This window comes from Actinomycetospora flava (assembly GCF_037400335.1).
GTDB lineage: Bacteria > Actinomycetota > Actinomycetes > Mycobacteriales > Pseudonocardiaceae > Actinomycetospora > Actinomycetospora flava.
Map to the genome: position 1 here is coordinate 1 of NZ_JBBEGM010000028.1, position 15,255 is coordinate 15,255.

Below are 15,255 nucleotides of genomic sequence, written 5' to 3' on the forward strand. Positions count from 1 at the left end.
CGTGAGACGCCAGCCATGCCGCATCGCTCGCACCCGGTGATCGCTCAGCGCAGGGTGCCGGCGAGGTCGGCGGCGGCGAGGAGGGCGACGAGCACGGGCACGACGCCGGTGTCCGGGACCCGGTAGGTGCGGCCGTCCTGCTCGACGACGCGGGCGGCGGTGAGCGTGCGCAGGTGGTGGTAGAGCTGGCCGGACGAGGAGAGCTCGGCGGCGTCGACCAGCTCGCCCGTCCCCGCGGGACCGGTCAGCAGGCGGCGCACCAGCGCGAGGCGCACGGGGTGGCCGAGTGCGGCGAGCACCTCGGCCACCGGGCCGGCCGCGAGCCCGAGGGTGGCGGCGGCGTCGTACCCGATCGTCCAGGTGATCGGCCCCTTGTCCTCCTGCAGGCGCACGTTGCCGTGGTAGCCGATCTCGCCCGCCTCGCCGGTGGGGCGGTCACCGGCTGAGGTGCCGCCCGCCCCCTCCTCGAGCGCGGCGACGCGCGCCTCGAGGGCGTCGAGCCTGGCCTCCGGGGTGTCCACGGCTCAGACCAGGCAGAGGACGCGGGACCGGGCGGCCGGGTCCTCCATCGCCGAGGAGAGCAGGCGCAGCTGAGCGAGCCCCACCTCGTTCGGGTCGGTCGTCGGCCGGAAGCCCCGCCCGAGCAGCACGCCGATCCCGATCGTGCCGTCCGGCCGGCGGATGCTGAGCACCATCGCGCCGACGCCCGGGAACGAGCCGCCCTTGAAGGCCCGGAACTGACCGTCCGGGCGCTGCCCGGCGACCTCCAGCTCGCCGCGGGCGACGTCGGCGCCCGCCCCGAACGACCCGCTGATCACCGCCCGCCACAGCCCGGCGAGCTGCGCCGCGGAGCCCGTGGAGGTCGCCTGCGCCCACCGCGCGCTCTCGAGCACGTAGGCCTCGACGTCCTGGGCCTGCGCGACCAGGCGCTGCCGGGAGTCCTCGCGGTAGGCCGGATCGGACGCGAAGCGCTGCGCCATCGCCAGCTCGGCGGGGCCGCGGACGGACCGCGGCGCGGACAGCGGCGGCGCCTCCTGGGGACGCACGAGGGCGAGCTGCGCGCCGAGCTCCGAGGGGACGTCGAAGCCCTGCCACCCGCCCGCCGCGGCCGCGTCGAGCAGCGCCTGGTCGCCGAGGCGGTCGCGCAGGTAGTCGGCGGCGGCGTTGTCGCTGGCCTGCACCATCGACGTCACCATCTGCTGGAGCGTCACCGTGCGGTTCGGGTCGACCGCGCCCTGCAGGCCGTTGCGCGGGATGCCGAGGAGGTCGAGCGCGGTCGCGTGGGCCCCGCCGTCGGCGGCGAGGTACCAGTTCTCCCAGTCGCCGACGCGCACCTGCTCGTCGGGACGCAGGCGGCCCTCGGCCACCGCCCGGCCGTACGCCGCGACGTGCACGACCTTGGCCGCCGACGCCACCGGCATCGGCGCGTCCGGGGCGTGCGAGACGACCGAGCCCCGCCCGTCGTCCACCACCAGGCCCACGTCGTCGGGCGTCGCGGCCAGGATGCCGAGCCATCCGTCGGCCGAGGTCGGGTCGGCGGCGGGCGCGGGGGCGCACTCCGCGGGCCGGGGCGGGTTCGCGGGTACGGCCGCCGTGGGCACGGCCGGCGCCGCGGTCCCACCGGGGTCGCCCGACGAACAGGCGGCGGGCAGGAGCAGCGCGAGGGCCAGGGCCGTCGCCGCGATTCCGCTTTTCCGAAATTCCGGCACGGCGGAACAGTAGCAGGATGGACGGCGTGGGTCTCTTCGACGCCGTCGCCGCCTCGCCGACCGAGGAGCGCGAGCCACGGCCCGGCGACGATCTCGTGGTGCCGGCCGACGTCGTCATGGACCGCGCGTTCACCCTCGCCTGCGCGCCGGGCGACGTGTGGCCGTGGATCGCCCAGCTCGGCAAGCGGCGTGCGGGGTGGTACCTGCCCGCCCGCGTCGAGCGGCTGGTCCCGCGCCGCCGGCGCGCCGCGGTGCGGATCGTCGACCGCTGGCAGCACCTCGCCCCCGGCGACGTGATCCCCGACTACGGCGGCCGCGACGAGACCTTCGTCGTCGACGAGATCGAGCCGCCGCACGTCGTCGTCTACCGCTCGCGACGCGGTCGGACGGACGTGTCCTGGTCGATCACGCTGCGCCCGATGGACGGCGGGACACGCGTCCTGCTGCGGCTGCGCCTCGGCCCCGTACGCCACGTGCGGCTCGCGGAGACGCTCGGCGGCGCGGTCGACGCCCTGACGATCGCCGGCCTCGCGGCGGGATTGCGCGAGCGGCTCAGCCCGCCCGCAGCGCCGTGACGAGCGCGTCGATCGCGATCTCGGGCTTCACGTTGGCGGCGAGGGCGTCGCGGCAGGCGAGGATCGCCTCGAGGCGGCGCAGGGAGGCCTCGGGTGTGCTGTCGCGGGCGGCGTTGCCGATCTCGGTGGCGCGGTCGGGGTGGGTCGAGGTGACGGACGCGCCGACCCCGCGCACGAGGACGTCGCGGTAGTAGCCGGCGAGGTCGACCAGCGCGCGGTCGAGGGCGTCGCGCTTGGTGCGGGTGAGCCGCGACCTCTGCTTCTTCTCGAGGTCCTTCTCCGCCGCGCGCGCCGAGCGCTGGGCCTGGGCGGTGCCCTTGCCCGTGCCGCCGGCGCCGAGGGAGACCGCGAGCTCCTCGCGCTCGGCGTCGTCGCGGGAGGCGGCGAGGGCGGCGGCCTCGGTCTCGGCCGCGCCGACCATGGCGTCCGACGCGGCGAAGGCGTCGGCGGGCGAGCGCAGCGCGCGGGGCAGGGCGAGGACGGCGTCGCGCTCCTCGCGGGCCTCGGGCACGCGCGCCAGGCGCCGCGCCCGGCCGATGTGCCCGCCGCAGACCGACGCCGCCCAGGTCGCGTCGGCCTCGGGGATGCCGTCGCGCTCGACGAGCACGGCGGCGATCGCGTCGGCCGCCGGCGTGCGCAGGCGGACCGCGCGGCAGCGCGAACGGATGGTCACCGAGATGTCGTCGGGGTGCTCCGAGGGGCAGCACAGCAGGAACACCGTGCGCTCCGCCGGCTCCTCCACCGACTTGAGCAGGGCGTTCGAGGCCTGCTCGGTGAGACGGTCGGCGTCCTCGACGATGACGATCTGCCAGCGCGCCGTGGTCGGGCGGCGGGCGGCGACGTCGATGGTCGTCCGCACCTCCTTGACGCTGATGGACAGGCCCTCGGGGACGATCTCGCGCACGTCGGCGTGGGTGCCGGCCATGACCGTGTGGCAGGCGGGGCACTCGCCGCAGCCCTGGTGCGGGCACTGCAGCGCGGCCGCGAAGGCGCGGGCGGCCACGGACCGCCCCGAGCCGGGCGGGCCGGTGAACAGCCAGGAGTGGGTCATGCCCGCGGTGGGCCCCGCGGCGCCGTCGTCGAGCTCGTCGGAGAACCGCACCCGGGCGGCGCGCTCGGCCGCCGCCTGCAGCTCCGCCACCGCGGCCGGCTGACCGACGACCTGCGACCACACGCTCACGCCGTCGATGATGCCGCACCCACCCGACGAGCTCGTGCCACCAGCGGGGCGAGGAGCTCGTGCACGCGGTCCGCGACGTCGGCGGGGTCGCCGTCGGCGTCGACGCGCACGTAGCGGTCCGGGTCGGCGGCGGCCATCTCGGTCAGCGTGCGCTGGACCTGCCAGGTGTCGACGACCCCACCCGTGACGGGTGCGGGGTCGTGGACGCTCGGGTCGCGGTCGAGCAGCACGGTGACGTCGGGCCGCACGGCACCGGTGGCCCACGCGCCGAGACGCTGCAGGTCGGCGGCGTCGAGCTCGTCGCCGACCCGGGCCAGCGGCGAGTCCAGGCAGCCCTCGATGACGACGACCTTCCCGGCGCGCAGGGCGGGCAGTACCTCGTGGGCGAGCACGTCGGCGCGCACAGCCGCCGCGACGAGGGCCCGGGCGCGCTGCCCGTCGAGCCCGCTCGCGGACACCGCCGCCGACACGCGCGCCGCGTCGGTGGCGCTGCGGCCGGCGAGCACCACGTCGACACCCTGCTCGGCGAGCCGGCGCACGAGGCGCTCGCTCTGCTCGGCGGTGTCGGTGCGCGAGGCGCCCTCGACCGCGACGAGCAGGCCGGGCTCGCCGTGGCGGCTGCGGCGCAGCGCGCGCTTGACGTCGGCGAGGATGGTGCGGTCGCGGCGGTCGTCCATCTGGTGGTAGGCGAGCACGCCGACCGCCGCGGCGACGATGCCCGCCCCGAACATCACGAACCGCGTGCCGTCGACCTGCGCGGTCTGCCCGAACAGCGTCAGCGTCCGCGACTGCACGAGCCCGACCAGCAGCGGCACCACCGACATCGACGCCAGCAGGTCGACGCGCACGATCGACTGCACGAACGCGACGACCCGCCCGCGCACGGCGTCCTCGACCTGCGCGCCGATGATCGTCAGCCCGGTGAGCAGCGCGGTGCCGGCGAAGAACCCGACGAACACGACGGTGACGAGCGCGAGGTAGAGGTGCCACGCGACGGCGACGGCGAGCAGCGAGGTGCCGGCGCCGACGATCGCGACGCCGAACAGCCGGTGGTGCGGCATCCGACGGGCCATGCGCGGCACCGTCGCCATCCCGAGCGCGAGCCCGGTGAACAGGGCGATGAACAGCACCGAGTAGGCCGCGTCGCCGCCGCCGAGGCTCGTCGCGTACAGCCGGGCGCTCGCGATCACCGCGCCGCCGGCCGCGAAGGCCCCGACGATGCCGACCACCAGCCCGCGGATCAGCGGCGTCGTCGACACGAACTGGGCGCCGTCGCGCAGCATCGCCAGCAGGCCAGGGGCGGCCGCGCGGCGTTCCGCGCTGCGCCCGGACATCTCGGGGATGCGGAAGGCGACCGTGAACGCCGTGAGCAGCGCCGCGAGGCCGTTGACGACGAGGGCGAGGTAGACCGTGGTGGTCGGGCTCGGGTGCCAGCCCGCGATGTTGCCCGACTTCGAGATCAGCGCGAACGCCCCGGCGGCGCTGATGACGGCGACACCGTAGGTCATCACCAGGGAGAGCTGGTTGGCCGTCTCCACCTGGTCGGAGCGCTTGAGCAGGTTGGGGACCGACGAGTCCTTGGCCGGGATCCACACCAGCGCGCACAGCTCGATGAGGAACGTGGCCGCGAACAGCCACCACAGCGAGCCCACCAGCGGGATCGACAGGAACAGCATGGCCTTGAGGACATCGCAGGTGACCATCACCGTGCGCCGGTCGAACTTGTCGGCCAGCACGCCGCCCAGCGGGGCCATGAACAGCGCCGGCAGCAGCTTGGTGGCGACGACGCCGCCGAGCGCGAAGCTCTGGGCCTGGTAGCCGCTGGTCAGCTGGGTCGCGAGCGCGGTCAGGGCGAGCAGCGAGAGCCAGTCGCCGAAGCTCGCGACCGCGGTGACCGCCCAGAGCCTGCGGAACGGGCGGATCGCGAGCACGCTGCGGATCCGGTGCGTCGCGGACGGCGCGCCGGACTCCGCGGGCTGCTCGTCGATCCCTGATCACCCCTCGCCTCGACCCGGCCCTCACCGCAGGGTAGTGGCGAGCGGAATCCTCCCCGTGAGGCGCCGCTCAGCAGCTGCCGTCGGCCTGCATCTCCTGGATCTCGGCCGCGACCTGGCAGGCGCTGACGGCGTCCCCCCCGACGGCGAGCCGCTGCAGCAGCGCGCGGAGCTGGTCGCGCTCGGCGGGCTCGAGGGGGGCGAGCAGCTCGTCCTCGGCCGCCCGCAGGTCGCGCTCGAGCCCGCACAGCCGGCCGCTGCCCACCTCGGTGAGCAGGACCTGGCGCGCACGCCGGTCGGCCGGGTCGGGGCGGCGCTCGACGAGTCCGGCGCCCTCGAGCTCGTCGAGCAGGTAGGTCATGACCGTCCGGTCGACGCCGAGCGTGCGCGCGAGCGCCAGCTGCGAGCGCGGCGGGCCCGCGGCCAGCCCGGCCAGCACCTGGTAGCCCCGCGGCCCGCCGGGCAGGCCGGACACGACGTCCTGGGCCGTACGCAGGTGGGCGCGCGCCACCCGGCCCAGGGCCCAGCCCAGGTCGGCCTCGACGCGCGGCGTGGTCATGGACACAGACTAGCGGTTCGCGAGCACTTCTGTTGACAAGAACGTCTGTGCGACAGAACATCTTGGTGACAGCTCTTGTTCTGCTCCTCCCGGAGGACCCCGTGACCCTGTTCCGTCTCGACAGCAGCATCCGCACCGAGGGATCGGTGAGCCGCGAGGTCGCCGACACGCTCGAGCGGGCCTACCTCGAGCAGCACCCGGACGGCACCGTCGTGCGCCGCGACCTGCGCACCGACCCCGTGCCGGCCGACGCCTGGCCGACCGCCGCGCTCGCGGGCTTCACGCCCGACGACCAGCGCAGCGACGACCAGCGCGCCGCCGTCGACCTCGCGGCCCGCCTCGCCGACGAGGTCGAGGGCGCCGACGCGCTCGTCATCGCGACGCCGCTCTACAACTTCGGCGTCTCGCAGCAGCTCAAGATGTGGATCGACCTGCTCATCACCGACCCGCGCTTCGCCCCGGGCACCTCGCCGCTGGCCGGCAAGCCGGTGACGCTCGTGATCGCGCGCGGCGGCGGCTACGGCGAGGGCACCCCGCGCGCCGGGTGGGACCACGCCACCGGCTGGATCGTGCGCATCCTCGCCGACGTGTGGGGCGGCGACGTCACCCTCGTCGAGGCCGAGCTGACGCTGGCGGAGACCGTGCCGGCGATGGCCGAGCTGCGCCCGCTCGCCGACCAGATCCGCGCCCGGGCCCACGAGCTCGCCGGGGACGCCGGCCGGGAGATGGCGCGCGGCGTCACCGCCGGGGTGGCCTGAGGCCCACGACGGCAGCGAGGGACCCGTGTCCTCTCAGGACACGGGTCCCTCGGCCGTCAGCTGGTGGGCGTCCCGCGCTTCGTGCCCGTGCCCGACTTGGCCGGGGCCTTCTTGGCCGGGGCCTTCTTCGCGGGGGCCTTCTTCGCCGCGGGCTTCTTGGCGCCGGGCTTGGTGCCGTCCTTGGCCCGCTTCTCGGCCAGCAGCTCGGCGGCCCGCTCGTCGGTGAGGCTCTCCACCGCGTCGCCCTTGCGCAGCGAGGCGTTCACGCCCGCACCGTCGGTGACGTACGGGCCGAACCGGCCGTCCTTGACGACCATCTGGTTGCCCGACGCCGGGTCGGTGCCGAGCTCCTTGAGCGGCGGCTTCGCCGCGGCCCGGCCCCGCTGCTTGGGCTGGGCGTAGAGCTTCTGGGCCTCCTCGAGGGTCACCGTGAACAGCTTCTCCTCGCTGTCCAGCGACCGGGAGTCCTTGCCCTTCTTGAGGTAGGGCCCGTAGCGCCCGTTCTGGGCGGTGATCTCCTCGCCCGACTCCGGGTCGGTGCCGACGACGCGCGGCAGGCTCAGCAGCTTGAGCGCGTCGTCGAGGGTGATCTCGGCGAGCGTCATCGACGCGAAGAGCGAACCCGTGCGGGGCTTAGACTTGTCGCCCTCGGGCAGCACCTCGGTGACGTAGGGCCCGTAGCGGCCCTCCTTGGCGAGGATCTCGTGGCCCGACTCCGGGTCGGTGCCCAGCGAGCGCCCCTCCTGCGGGGTCGCGAAGAGCTCCTCGGCGTGCGCGAGGTCGAGCTCGTCGGGCGGGAGGTCCTCGGGCAGGTTGGCCCGCTGGGACTTCTCCTCGCCGTCCTCGGTGACGACCCGCTCGAGGTAGGGCCCGTAGCGGCCGACGCGCACGACGACGTCGCGGCCCTGGTCGTCGGCGAACATCCGCAGCGAGTTGACCTCGCGCGCGTCGATGCCCTCGAGCTTGTCGCCGACGAGCTTCTTGAGCCCGCCGAGGTTCGACATCGAGGCCTCGACGCCGTCGCCGTTCACGGTCCCGTTCCCGTTGCCGTTCGCCCCGAAGTAGAAGTGCGACAGCCACGTCTCGCGCTGCGCATTGCCCGCGGCGATCGCGTCGAGCTCGTCCTCGAGCGCGGCGGTGAAGTCGTAGTCGACGAGGCGCCCGAAGTGCTGCTCCATCAGCCCGACCACGGCGAACGCGATCCAGCTGGGGACGAGCGCGCTGCCCTTCTTCCAGACGTAGCCGCGCTCCTGGATCGTGTTGATGATCGACGCGTAGGTCGAGGGCCGGCCGATGCCGCGCTCCTCGAGCGTCTTGACCAGGCTCGCCTCGGTGTAGCGCGCGGGCGGGTTGGTGCTGTGGCCCTCGGGGGTGAGCTCGTCGGCGGCGCAGGCGTCGCCCTCGGCCAGGCGCGGCAGGCGGCGCTCGGCGTCGTCGGCCTCGCCGCCGGCCTCCTCGTCGACGGTCTCGACGTAGGCGCGCAGGAACCCGGGGAACGTGATCGTCCGGCCGGACGCCGAGAACGTCGCCTCCTCGCCGGTGGCGGCCGTGCCGGTGATGCGCACGCTCATCGTGGTGCCGCGCGCATCGCGCATCTGGCTCGCGATCGTGCGCTGCCAGATCAGCTCGTAGACGCGGAACTCGTCGCCGGAGAGCTCGTTCGCGACCTGGCCCGGCGTCCGGAACGACTCGCCCGCGGGGCGGATTGCCTCGTGGGCCTCCTGCGCGTTCTTGACCTTGCGCGTGTACTGGCGCGGCTTCTCGGCGACGTTCTCGGCGCCGTAGAGCTCGCGGGCCTGGGTGCGCGCGGCGTTGATCGCCGTGTCGGACAGCGTCGTGGAGTCCGTGCGCATGTAGGTGATGTAGCCGTTCTCGTACAGGCGTTGCGCGGTGCGCATCGTCCGCTCGGCCGAGAACCGCAGCTTGCGTCCGCCCTCCTGCTGGAGGGTGGAGGTCATGAACGGCGCATAGGGCTTGCGCGTGTAGGGCTTCTCCTCGACCGACGAGACCGTGTAGTCGCGGTCGGCGAGGGCCTCGGCGAGCCGACGGGCGTCGCCCTCGTCGAGGCGGCGCACGTCCTGGGTCTTGAGCTGGCCGAGCGAGTCGAAGTCGCGGCCGGTGGCCACGCGGGCGCCGTCGACGGCGGTGAGGCTGGCCTTGAAGCTGCGCGGGGCCTGGTCGTCCTTGCTCTCCGTCGCGCGGAGCTGGGCGTCGATGCCCCAGTAGCCGGCGGACACGAACGCCATCCGCTCGCGCTCGCGCTCGACGATGACGCGGGTCGCCACCGACTGCACGCGGCCCGCCGAGAGCTTCGGCATGACCTTCTTCCACAGCACGGGGCTGACCTCGTAGCCGTAGAGCCGGTCGAGGATGCGCCGGGTCTCCTGCGCGTCGACGAGGTCCTTGTCGAGCTCGCGGGGGTTGGCCGCGGCCGCCTGGATCGCCGACTCGGTGATCTCGTGGAACACCATGCGCCGGACCGGGACCTTGGGCTTGAGCGTCTCGAGCAGGTGCCAGGCGATGGCCTCGCCCTCGCGGTCGCCGTCCGTCGCGAGGTAGAGCTCGTCGACCTCCTTGAGCGCGTCCTTCAGCTCGGTCACCGTGGACTTCTTGTCCGGGGTGACGATGTAGAGCGGCTCGAAGGAGTTGTCGACGTCGACCCCCAGACGCGCCCAGGCCTCGCCCTTGTACTTGGCGGGGACGTCGGCGGCGCCGCGCGGGAGGTCGCGGATGTGGCCGCGGCTGGACTCGACGATGTAGCGCGAGCCCAGGTAGTCGGCGATCTTGCGGGCCTTCGCGGGGGACTCGACGATCACGAGGCGGCGGCCGCCGTCACCGGCGGGGGTCGCGCCGCCGCGACCGGTCTTCTTCCCTCCGCCCGAGGACCTGGCGCCGGACTTCGCGCGCGCGCCGGACCCGGCCGTCGACCCGTTCTGCGTCGGGGCGTCGGCCTCGGTGGTCGCGCTGCGTGCCGTCGTCGAGCCCTTCGTCGGTGCCACGGGCATGCCTCGTCTCGTCGTACTCATGGCGGGTCGCCACTCGCCGCCAGTGTGCCTCACGGTGTCACCTGCGCCGGGCGCGACCGGTGTCAACGGTCACGCACCAGGGTGGTGACGGGTCCCGGCGCTGGGGGCGGCGACCCGGAATCTGGACCGATCGGTGCTGGTCATGGGGCCGAGCGGGTGGTTCCGGAACGGATGTCACCGGGCTCACACCGGCCAGACACCCTCGGCCAGATCGCGGGGCGGTCGGCCCAGCAGTTCGCCGAGTCGACCATGCCGTCGCCTCCCGACGATACGCAGCACCGGTGTCCGCGCCGCACCCGCCAGGGTCGCCCCGAGCCCCGCGTGACGACTCGCCGTGACCAGACGATCACTCGATCCCGGTGCGTCGGGGTCGAGACCGAGCGTGTACGCCCTCCCGTCGACCGCGCCCGCGGCGAGCACCCACAGCCGCAACCGGGGTCCGTCGAGCTCGAACCCCTCGGGCACGTGCTTCATTCCCCCGCCGCAGGTCCAGGCCCGCGCGAGGTCCACCAGATCGGCCCGGAACGCCGTGCGGACCTCCGGGCGCCCGTCGTCGGTACGCCCGACCTCGGCGGGCACCCCGCGCGCCCGCAGCGCGCAGCACAGGGCCCGCACGCGCCACGTCACGAGGGGGTCGTCGGCCTCCGGCGTGCGAGCGATGCGGCTTTGCCGGCGTCTGACGCCAGGATCGCCACAGCCTCGCTCCGGCGACACGCCGGTTTCGGAGTCGGCGTGTGTTTCAGCGTGGCGGCCACCCTGCGGCACGGAGCGAAGCGGAGCTGCCGCGCCGGAGGCGAGATACTGACGTTGGGTGTCAGGAAATCCGCCAGCTCGGTCGACCTTCATGCCAACCCGAGCGGCGATCTCATCGGGGTCGAGGTCGAGGAACGCGAGCTCGTCCGGGTCGACGTCGGGAAGGGGATCGGGGTCGTCGGGATCGGGCTCGGCGACGAGTTCGGGCGTGTCGTCGGCCGCGGACTTGACGTCCTCCCCCTCGGCGTCCTCGTCCTCCTCCGGCTCCGGCTCCGGCTCGGGCCCCACGACGATCGTGAGCCGCGCCGCCGAGCCCCGTCCGAAGATCTCCGCGCGTCCCGGCCCGCAGAGCAGGCCCTCGAGGTCGGTCAGGGCGCGCGGGCGGGCGTCAGCCGAGTAGAACGACAGCTGCCCCACGCCCGCGGAGCCTAGAACATGCGTTCGAACGGGCGTGGGACCTCAGACGGTCTGCAGGCCCACCACGCGCAGGAGGTCGAGCAGTTCGGCGTCGCGGCTGCCCGGCACGGCGGAGTAGACGACGAGGCGCTGGTCGTCGCCCGGCACCTCGAGCGACTCGCAGTCGAGGGTCAGCTGCCCGACGCCGGGCACCTCGAACGACTTCCGGTCGACGCGGCGGTCCTCCACCGGCCGCTGCGCCCACAGCTCCGCGAAGATCGGGCTCGTCCGCTTCAGCTCGTCGACGAGCCCCCGCAGCACCGGGTCGTCGGGGAAGCGGCCGAGTGCGCCGCGCGCCTGCGCCACCGAGAGGCGGTCGAGCCGCTCGCGGCTGCCGTCCTCGTCGACCACGAGCGCGCGGCCCTCGCCGCCGCGGGGCCCGAAGCGCATCCAGAGCATGTTGCGCCTGTCCCGCGGGATCGCGGAGAGGTCGCCGTACAGCGCCTCGAGCAGCGGGTTCCAGGCCAGCAGGGTGCTGCGGGCGTCGACGAGCATCGCGGGCAGGTCGTGCATGCGGTCGAGCAGGCGCAGCACGCTGGGCCGCACGACGTCGACGATCTGGCCCGCGCCGGGGGTCTCGACGCCGGCGAGGTCGAACAGGTGCGTCGTCTCCGGCCCCGTGAGGCGCAATGCGCGGGCGAGCGCACCGAGCACCGACGACGACGGGTGCGGGCCGCGGCCCTGCTCGAGGCGCACGACGTAGTCGATCGACACCCCGGCCAGCTGCGCGACCTCCTCGCGCCGCAGCCCGGGCGTGCGCCGCCGCGGACCGGCGGGCAGGCCCGCGTCGGCCGGGCCCAGACGTTCGCGCCACTGGCGCAGGGCGGCCGCGAGCTCGCTCCTGTCACCCCGGGACATGGCTCCAGCCTGCCCCGTTCCCGGCGGCGGAGCCTGGTACCGCCGGTCCCCGGGTCCGTGCTCCCTGGTCGCCCGCCACGGCGCGGCGCAACGTGGGGCCATGAGCACCGCACTGATCACCGGAGCCTCCCGCGGGCTCGGCGTCGTCGCCGCCCGCCGGCTCGCCGCGCAGGGCTGGACCGTCCTCGCGGGCTGCCGCGAGCCGTCGTCGTTCGTCGTCCCCGAGGGCCTGGACATCCGCCCCGTCGCCCTCGACGTCACCGACGACGCGTCCGTCGAGGCCGCCGTGAAGGAGGTCGAGGACGCCGTCGGCGGCATCGACGTCCTGGTCAACAACGCCGCGATGGTCGGCGGCACCGTCACGCCGGCCGACACCGGCGTCGAGGACCTCCGCGAGGCGTACGAGACGAACGTCTTCGGCCCGGTCCGCGTGACCCGCGCGTTCCTGCCGCTGCTGCGCCGCGCCGAGCGGCCGCGGCTGGTCATGGTGTCGTCGAGCCTCGGCTCGCTGACGGAGATGACGACCGGGCGCTGGGGCAACCACCCCCACCTCGCGTACCCGTCGACGAAGGCGGCGCTGAACATGATCTCCGTCGGCTACGCGCAGAGCCTCCCGGACGTCCTCGTCACCGTGGTCAACCCCGGCTACACCGCCACCGACCTCAACGATCACCAGGGCACCCAGACCGTCGAGGAGGGCACCGACGCGATCGTCGCCGCCGCCCTGGACACGGCGGGGCCGTCCGGCCGGTTCCTCGATCGCCACGGTGCGGTCGCCTGGTGAACGAACGAACGGCGCCTTCGCTGCATCGGAAGCAGCGAAGGCGCCGTTCGTGTCGTACGACGTGCGCCCGCGTCAGGCCGAGGCGGGAGTCGCCGCGTCCTGGTTGGAGTCGGCGATGGCCGTCGAGCGGCGCTTCGACACGTAGATCGCGACCGCGATGCCGACCACCGCGACGACGGCGATCGTGATGCGGACGGCCGGGTTGGCGTCCACACCCACCGACAGCGCCACGACGGCCGGGGCGATCAGCACCGAGACCAGGTTCATGACCTTGATCAGCGGGTTGATCGACGGGCCGGCGGTGTCCTTGAACGGGTCACCGACGGTGTCACCGATGATCGTCGCCTCGTGGGCGTCGGAGCCCTTGCCGCCGTGGTTGCCGTCCTCGACGAGCTTCTTGGCGTTGTCCCAGGCACCACCGGAGTTGGCCAGGAACACCGCCATCAGCGTGCCGGCCGCGATCGCGCCGCCGAGGTAGCCCGCGAGCGGGCCGACGCCGAGGCCGAAGCCGACGGCGATCGGGGCGAGAATCGCGAGCAGGCCGGGGGTGGCGAGCTCGCGCAGCGCGTCGCGGGTGCAGAGGTCGACGACCTTGCCGTACTCGGGACGACCCTCACCCTGACCCCCGCGGTACTGCATGATCCCGGGGATCGAGTTGAACTGGCGGCGCACCTCGTACACCACGGCACCGGCCGCGCGGGACACGGCGTTGACCGCGAGACCAGAGAACATGAACACCACGGCCGCGCCGATGAGGACGCCGACCAGGACGTTCGGGGCGGTGATGTTGTAGATGTCGCTGAGCGCCTGGCCCGCCTCGCTGTAGGCCTGGGTGATCGCGTCGTTGTACGACCCGAACAGCGCCGTCGCGGCGAGCACCGCGGTGGCGATGGCGATGCCCTTGGTGATCGCCTTGGTGGTGTTCCCGACCGCGTCCAGCTCGGTGAGGATGTCGGCGCCGGCGCCCTCGACGTCGCCCGACATCTCGGCGATGCCCTGCGCGTTGTCCGAGACCGGACCGAAGGTGTCCATGGCGACGATGACGCCGACCGTCGTCAGCAGGCCGGTGCCGGCGAGGGCCACGGCGAACAGGGCGACGAACACGGAGCCCGAGAGCAGGAACGCGCCGTAGACGGCGGCACCGATGACGATCGCGGTGTAGACCGCCGACTCGAAGCCGACCGAGATGCCGGCGAGGATCACCGTGGCGGCACCGGTGAGCGAGCTGGTGCCGACGTCCTTGACCGGCTGGGTCTCGGTGCCGGTGTAGTAGCCGGTCAGCGACAGGATGATGATCGCGAGCACGATGCCGATGGCCACGGCGATGGCGGCGATGACCGCCGGGTTGCCGGCGGCGGCGAGGTCGCCGATGCGGTCGGCGTCGACGCCGGGCAGCTCGGCGAAGCTCGTCGGCAGGTAGTAGAACGCCGCGAACGAGCAGGCGACGATCGAGATGATCGCCGAGATGTAGAAGCTGCGGTTGATCGCGCGCAGCGCGTTCTCGCCCTCACGGGTGCGGGTGATGAACACACCGATGATCGCGGTGAGGACACCGATCGCCGGGATGATCAGCGGGAACGTCAGGCCGAGCGTGCCGAAGGCGACCGAGCCCAGGATCAGCGCGGCGACCAGGGTGACCGCGTACGACTCGAACAGGTCGGCGGCCATGCCGGCGCAGTCACCGACGTTGTCGCCCACGTTGTCGGCGATCGTCGCCGCGTTGCGGGGGTCGTCCTCGGGGATGTTCTGCTCGACCTTGCCGACGAGGTCGGCGCCGACGTCCGCGGCCTTGGTGAAGATGCCGCCGCCGACACGCATGAACATGGCGAGCAGGGCGGCGCCGAGGCCGAAGCCCTCGAGGACGCGCGGGGCCTCCTCGACGTAGATCAGCACGACGATCGCCGCGCCGAACAGACCGAGGCCGACGGTGGCCATGCCGACCACGCCGCCGGTCCGGAACGCGATCTTGGCGCCCTTGTCGCGCCCGCCCGGCTCGTTGGCCGCGGCGGCGACGCGGATGTTCGCCTGGGTCGCCAGGTTCATGCCCAGCGCGCCGATCGCCATGGAGAACAGGGCGCCGACGACGAAGGCGACCGAGCGTCCGATCAGCTCGCCCGTGCTGTTGGCCGGCAGGGCGAAGAGCACCAGGAAGACCACGACGATGAACGGCGCGAGGGTCTTGAACTGGCGGGTGAGGAAGGCGCTCGCGCCCTCCTGGACCGCCTGCCCGATCTCACGCATGCCCTGCGTGCCCTGGTCGGCCGCCAGGACCTGCTGACGCAGGACGACGCCGATGATCAGCGCGATGACGGCCACGACCGCCACCACGACGACCACGATGTTGTCGCCGGCGGAGAACGTGATCCCCGCGGCGAGGACGGACGCTTGCATCCAGCCTCCCGGTTGGCACTTCTGCTCGACGCGCCCGGCCCGGCCTCGCGGCGACCTCGGCGCGTGATGATTCAGGCCACGACCCGATACGACGGGTGGTGGACAGGTGCCGCAGTGTAGGAGGTGGGCGTCACCCGGTCGCACAGCAGTTCCCCCGGGAGCTGTGAGGTGTGTTTCTTTCACGAGCGAGAGCGGGGGTGCGGAGCCTGTGT

Annotated in this window: 12 protein-coding genes; 3 read left to right on the forward strand and 9 right to left on the reverse strand. The window is 73.7% G+C overall.

The annotated features are described in order from the left end of the window. Positions 1-44 precede the first annotated feature (44 nt). A complete protein-coding gene (locus tag WCD58_RS33185; RefSeq protein ID WP_337707424.1) occupies positions 45-521 on the reverse strand; it encodes an ArsR/SmtB family transcription factor in 477 nt (158 codons plus the stop codon). A 3-nt stretch (positions 522-524) separates the two neighbouring features. Beyond that, on the reverse strand, positions 525-1,709 hold the full coding sequence (locus WCD58_RS33190) for a serine hydrolase (protein WP_337707425.1): 1,185 nt from the start codon (positions 1,707-1,709) through the stop codon (positions 525-527). Between the two features lie 26 nt (positions 1,710-1,735). On the opposite strand from WCD58_RS33190, the gene WCD58_RS33195 reads away from it, so the two are divergent. Then, positions 1,736-2,284: an SRPBCC family protein gene (locus tag WCD58_RS33195; RefSeq protein WP_337707426.1), complete on the forward strand. Its 549-nt coding sequence runs from the start codon at positions 1,736-1,738 to the stop codon at positions 2,282-2,284. On the opposite strand, the gene WCD58_RS33200 is transcribed toward WCD58_RS33195, so the two are convergent. The 3 genes from WCD58_RS33200 to WCD58_RS33210 all read right to left on the reverse strand — a co-directional run bounded on the left by WCD58_RS33200 (position 2,262) and on the right by WCD58_RS33210 (position 6,017). Further along, complete coding sequence (locus WCD58_RS33200) at positions 2,262-3,464, reverse strand: DNA polymerase III subunit delta' (protein ID WP_337707427.1); 1,203 nt, start codon at positions 3,462-3,464, stop codon at positions 2,262-2,264. The genes WCD58_RS33195 and WCD58_RS33200 overlap by 23 nt on opposite strands. After that, the gene (locus WCD58_RS33205; protein ID WP_337707428.1) at positions 3,461-5,395 is read right to left on the reverse strand and encodes a bifunctional MFS transporter/dTMP kinase; all 1,935 of its coding nucleotides are present in this window, start codon (positions 5,393-5,395) and stop codon (positions 3,461-3,463) included. The genes WCD58_RS33200 and WCD58_RS33205 overlap by 4 nt, the downstream gene beginning before the upstream one ends. A 133-nt stretch (positions 5,396-5,528) precedes the next feature. After that, the gene (locus tag WCD58_RS33210; protein WP_337707429.1) at positions 5,529-6,017 is read right to left on the reverse strand and encodes a MarR family winged helix-turn-helix transcriptional regulator; all 489 of its coding nucleotides are present in this window, start codon (positions 6,015-6,017) and stop codon (positions 5,529-5,531) included. Positions 6,018-6,118: 101 nt separating this feature from the next. Here WCD58_RS33210 and WCD58_RS33215 point away from each other — a divergent pair, with 101 nt between their 5' ends. Then, on the forward strand, positions 6,119-6,775 hold the full coding sequence (locus WCD58_RS33215) for an FMN-dependent NADH-azoreductase (protein WP_337707430.1): 657 nt from the start codon (positions 6,119-6,121) through the stop codon (positions 6,773-6,775). Positions 6,776-6,831: 56 nt separating this feature from the next. On the opposite strand, the gene topA is transcribed toward WCD58_RS33215, so the two are convergent. From topA to WCD58_RS33230, 3 genes are all read right to left on the reverse strand, one after another. Further along, on the reverse strand, positions 6,832-9,780 hold the full coding sequence (topA, locus tag WCD58_RS33220) for a type I DNA topoisomerase (protein ID WP_337707431.1): 2,949 nt from the start codon (positions 9,778-9,780) through the stop codon (positions 6,832-6,834). Positions 9,781-9,984: 204 nt separating this feature from the next. Beyond that, complete coding sequence (locus WCD58_RS33225; RefSeq protein WP_337707432.1) at positions 9,985-10,842, reverse strand: hypothetical protein; 858 nt, start codon at positions 10,840-10,842, stop codon at positions 9,985-9,987. A 171-nt stretch (positions 10,843-11,013) separates the two neighbouring features. Beyond that, positions 11,014-11,868, reverse strand: coding sequence for a helix-turn-helix transcriptional regulator (locus tag WCD58_RS33230; protein WP_337707433.1), 855 nt, complete (start codon positions 11,866-11,868; stop codon positions 11,014-11,016). 100 nt (positions 11,869-11,968) lie between these two features. On the opposite strand from WCD58_RS33230, the gene WCD58_RS33235 reads away from it, so the two are divergent. Beyond that, positions 11,969-12,652 carry an SDR family NAD(P)-dependent oxidoreductase gene (locus WCD58_RS33235; protein ID WP_337707434.1) on the forward strand — a complete coding sequence of 228 codons (684 nt, stop codon included), beginning with the start codon at positions 11,969-11,971 and terminating at the stop codon, positions 12,650-12,652. Between the two features lie 72 nt (positions 12,653-12,724). Here the strand turns inward: WCD58_RS33235 and WCD58_RS33240 are convergent, their stop codons facing one another. After that, positions 12,725-15,043: a sodium-translocating pyrophosphatase gene (locus WCD58_RS33240; protein ID WP_337707435.1), complete on the reverse strand. Its 2,319-nt coding sequence runs from the start codon at positions 15,041-15,043 to the stop codon at positions 12,725-12,727. Between the last annotated feature and the right edge of the window lie 212 nt (positions 15,044-15,255).

What these genes read in the sequence shown, in the direction of transcription:
- WCD58_RS33210 (WP_337707429.1), bottom strand. Translation starts at nt 6,017, where the DNA reads ATGACCACGCCGCGCGTCGAGGCCGACCTGGGCTGGGCCCTGGGCCGG.
- WCD58_RS33240 (WP_337707435.1), bottom strand. Translation starts at nt 15,043, where the DNA reads ATGCAAGCGTCCGTCCTCGCCGCGGGGATCACGTTCTCCGCCGGCGAC.
- topA (WP_337707431.1), bottom strand. Translation starts at nt 9,780, where the DNA reads ATGCCCGTGGCACCGACGAAGGGCTCGACGACGGCACGCAGCGCGACC.
- WCD58_RS33235 (WP_337707434.1), top strand. Translation starts at nt 11,969, where the DNA reads ATGAGCACCGCACTGATCACCGGAGCCTCCCGCGGGCTCGGCGTCGTC.
- WCD58_RS33230 (WP_337707433.1), bottom strand. Translation starts at nt 11,868, where the DNA reads ATGTCCCGGGGTGACAGGAGCGAGCTCGCGGCCGCCCTGCGCCAGTGG.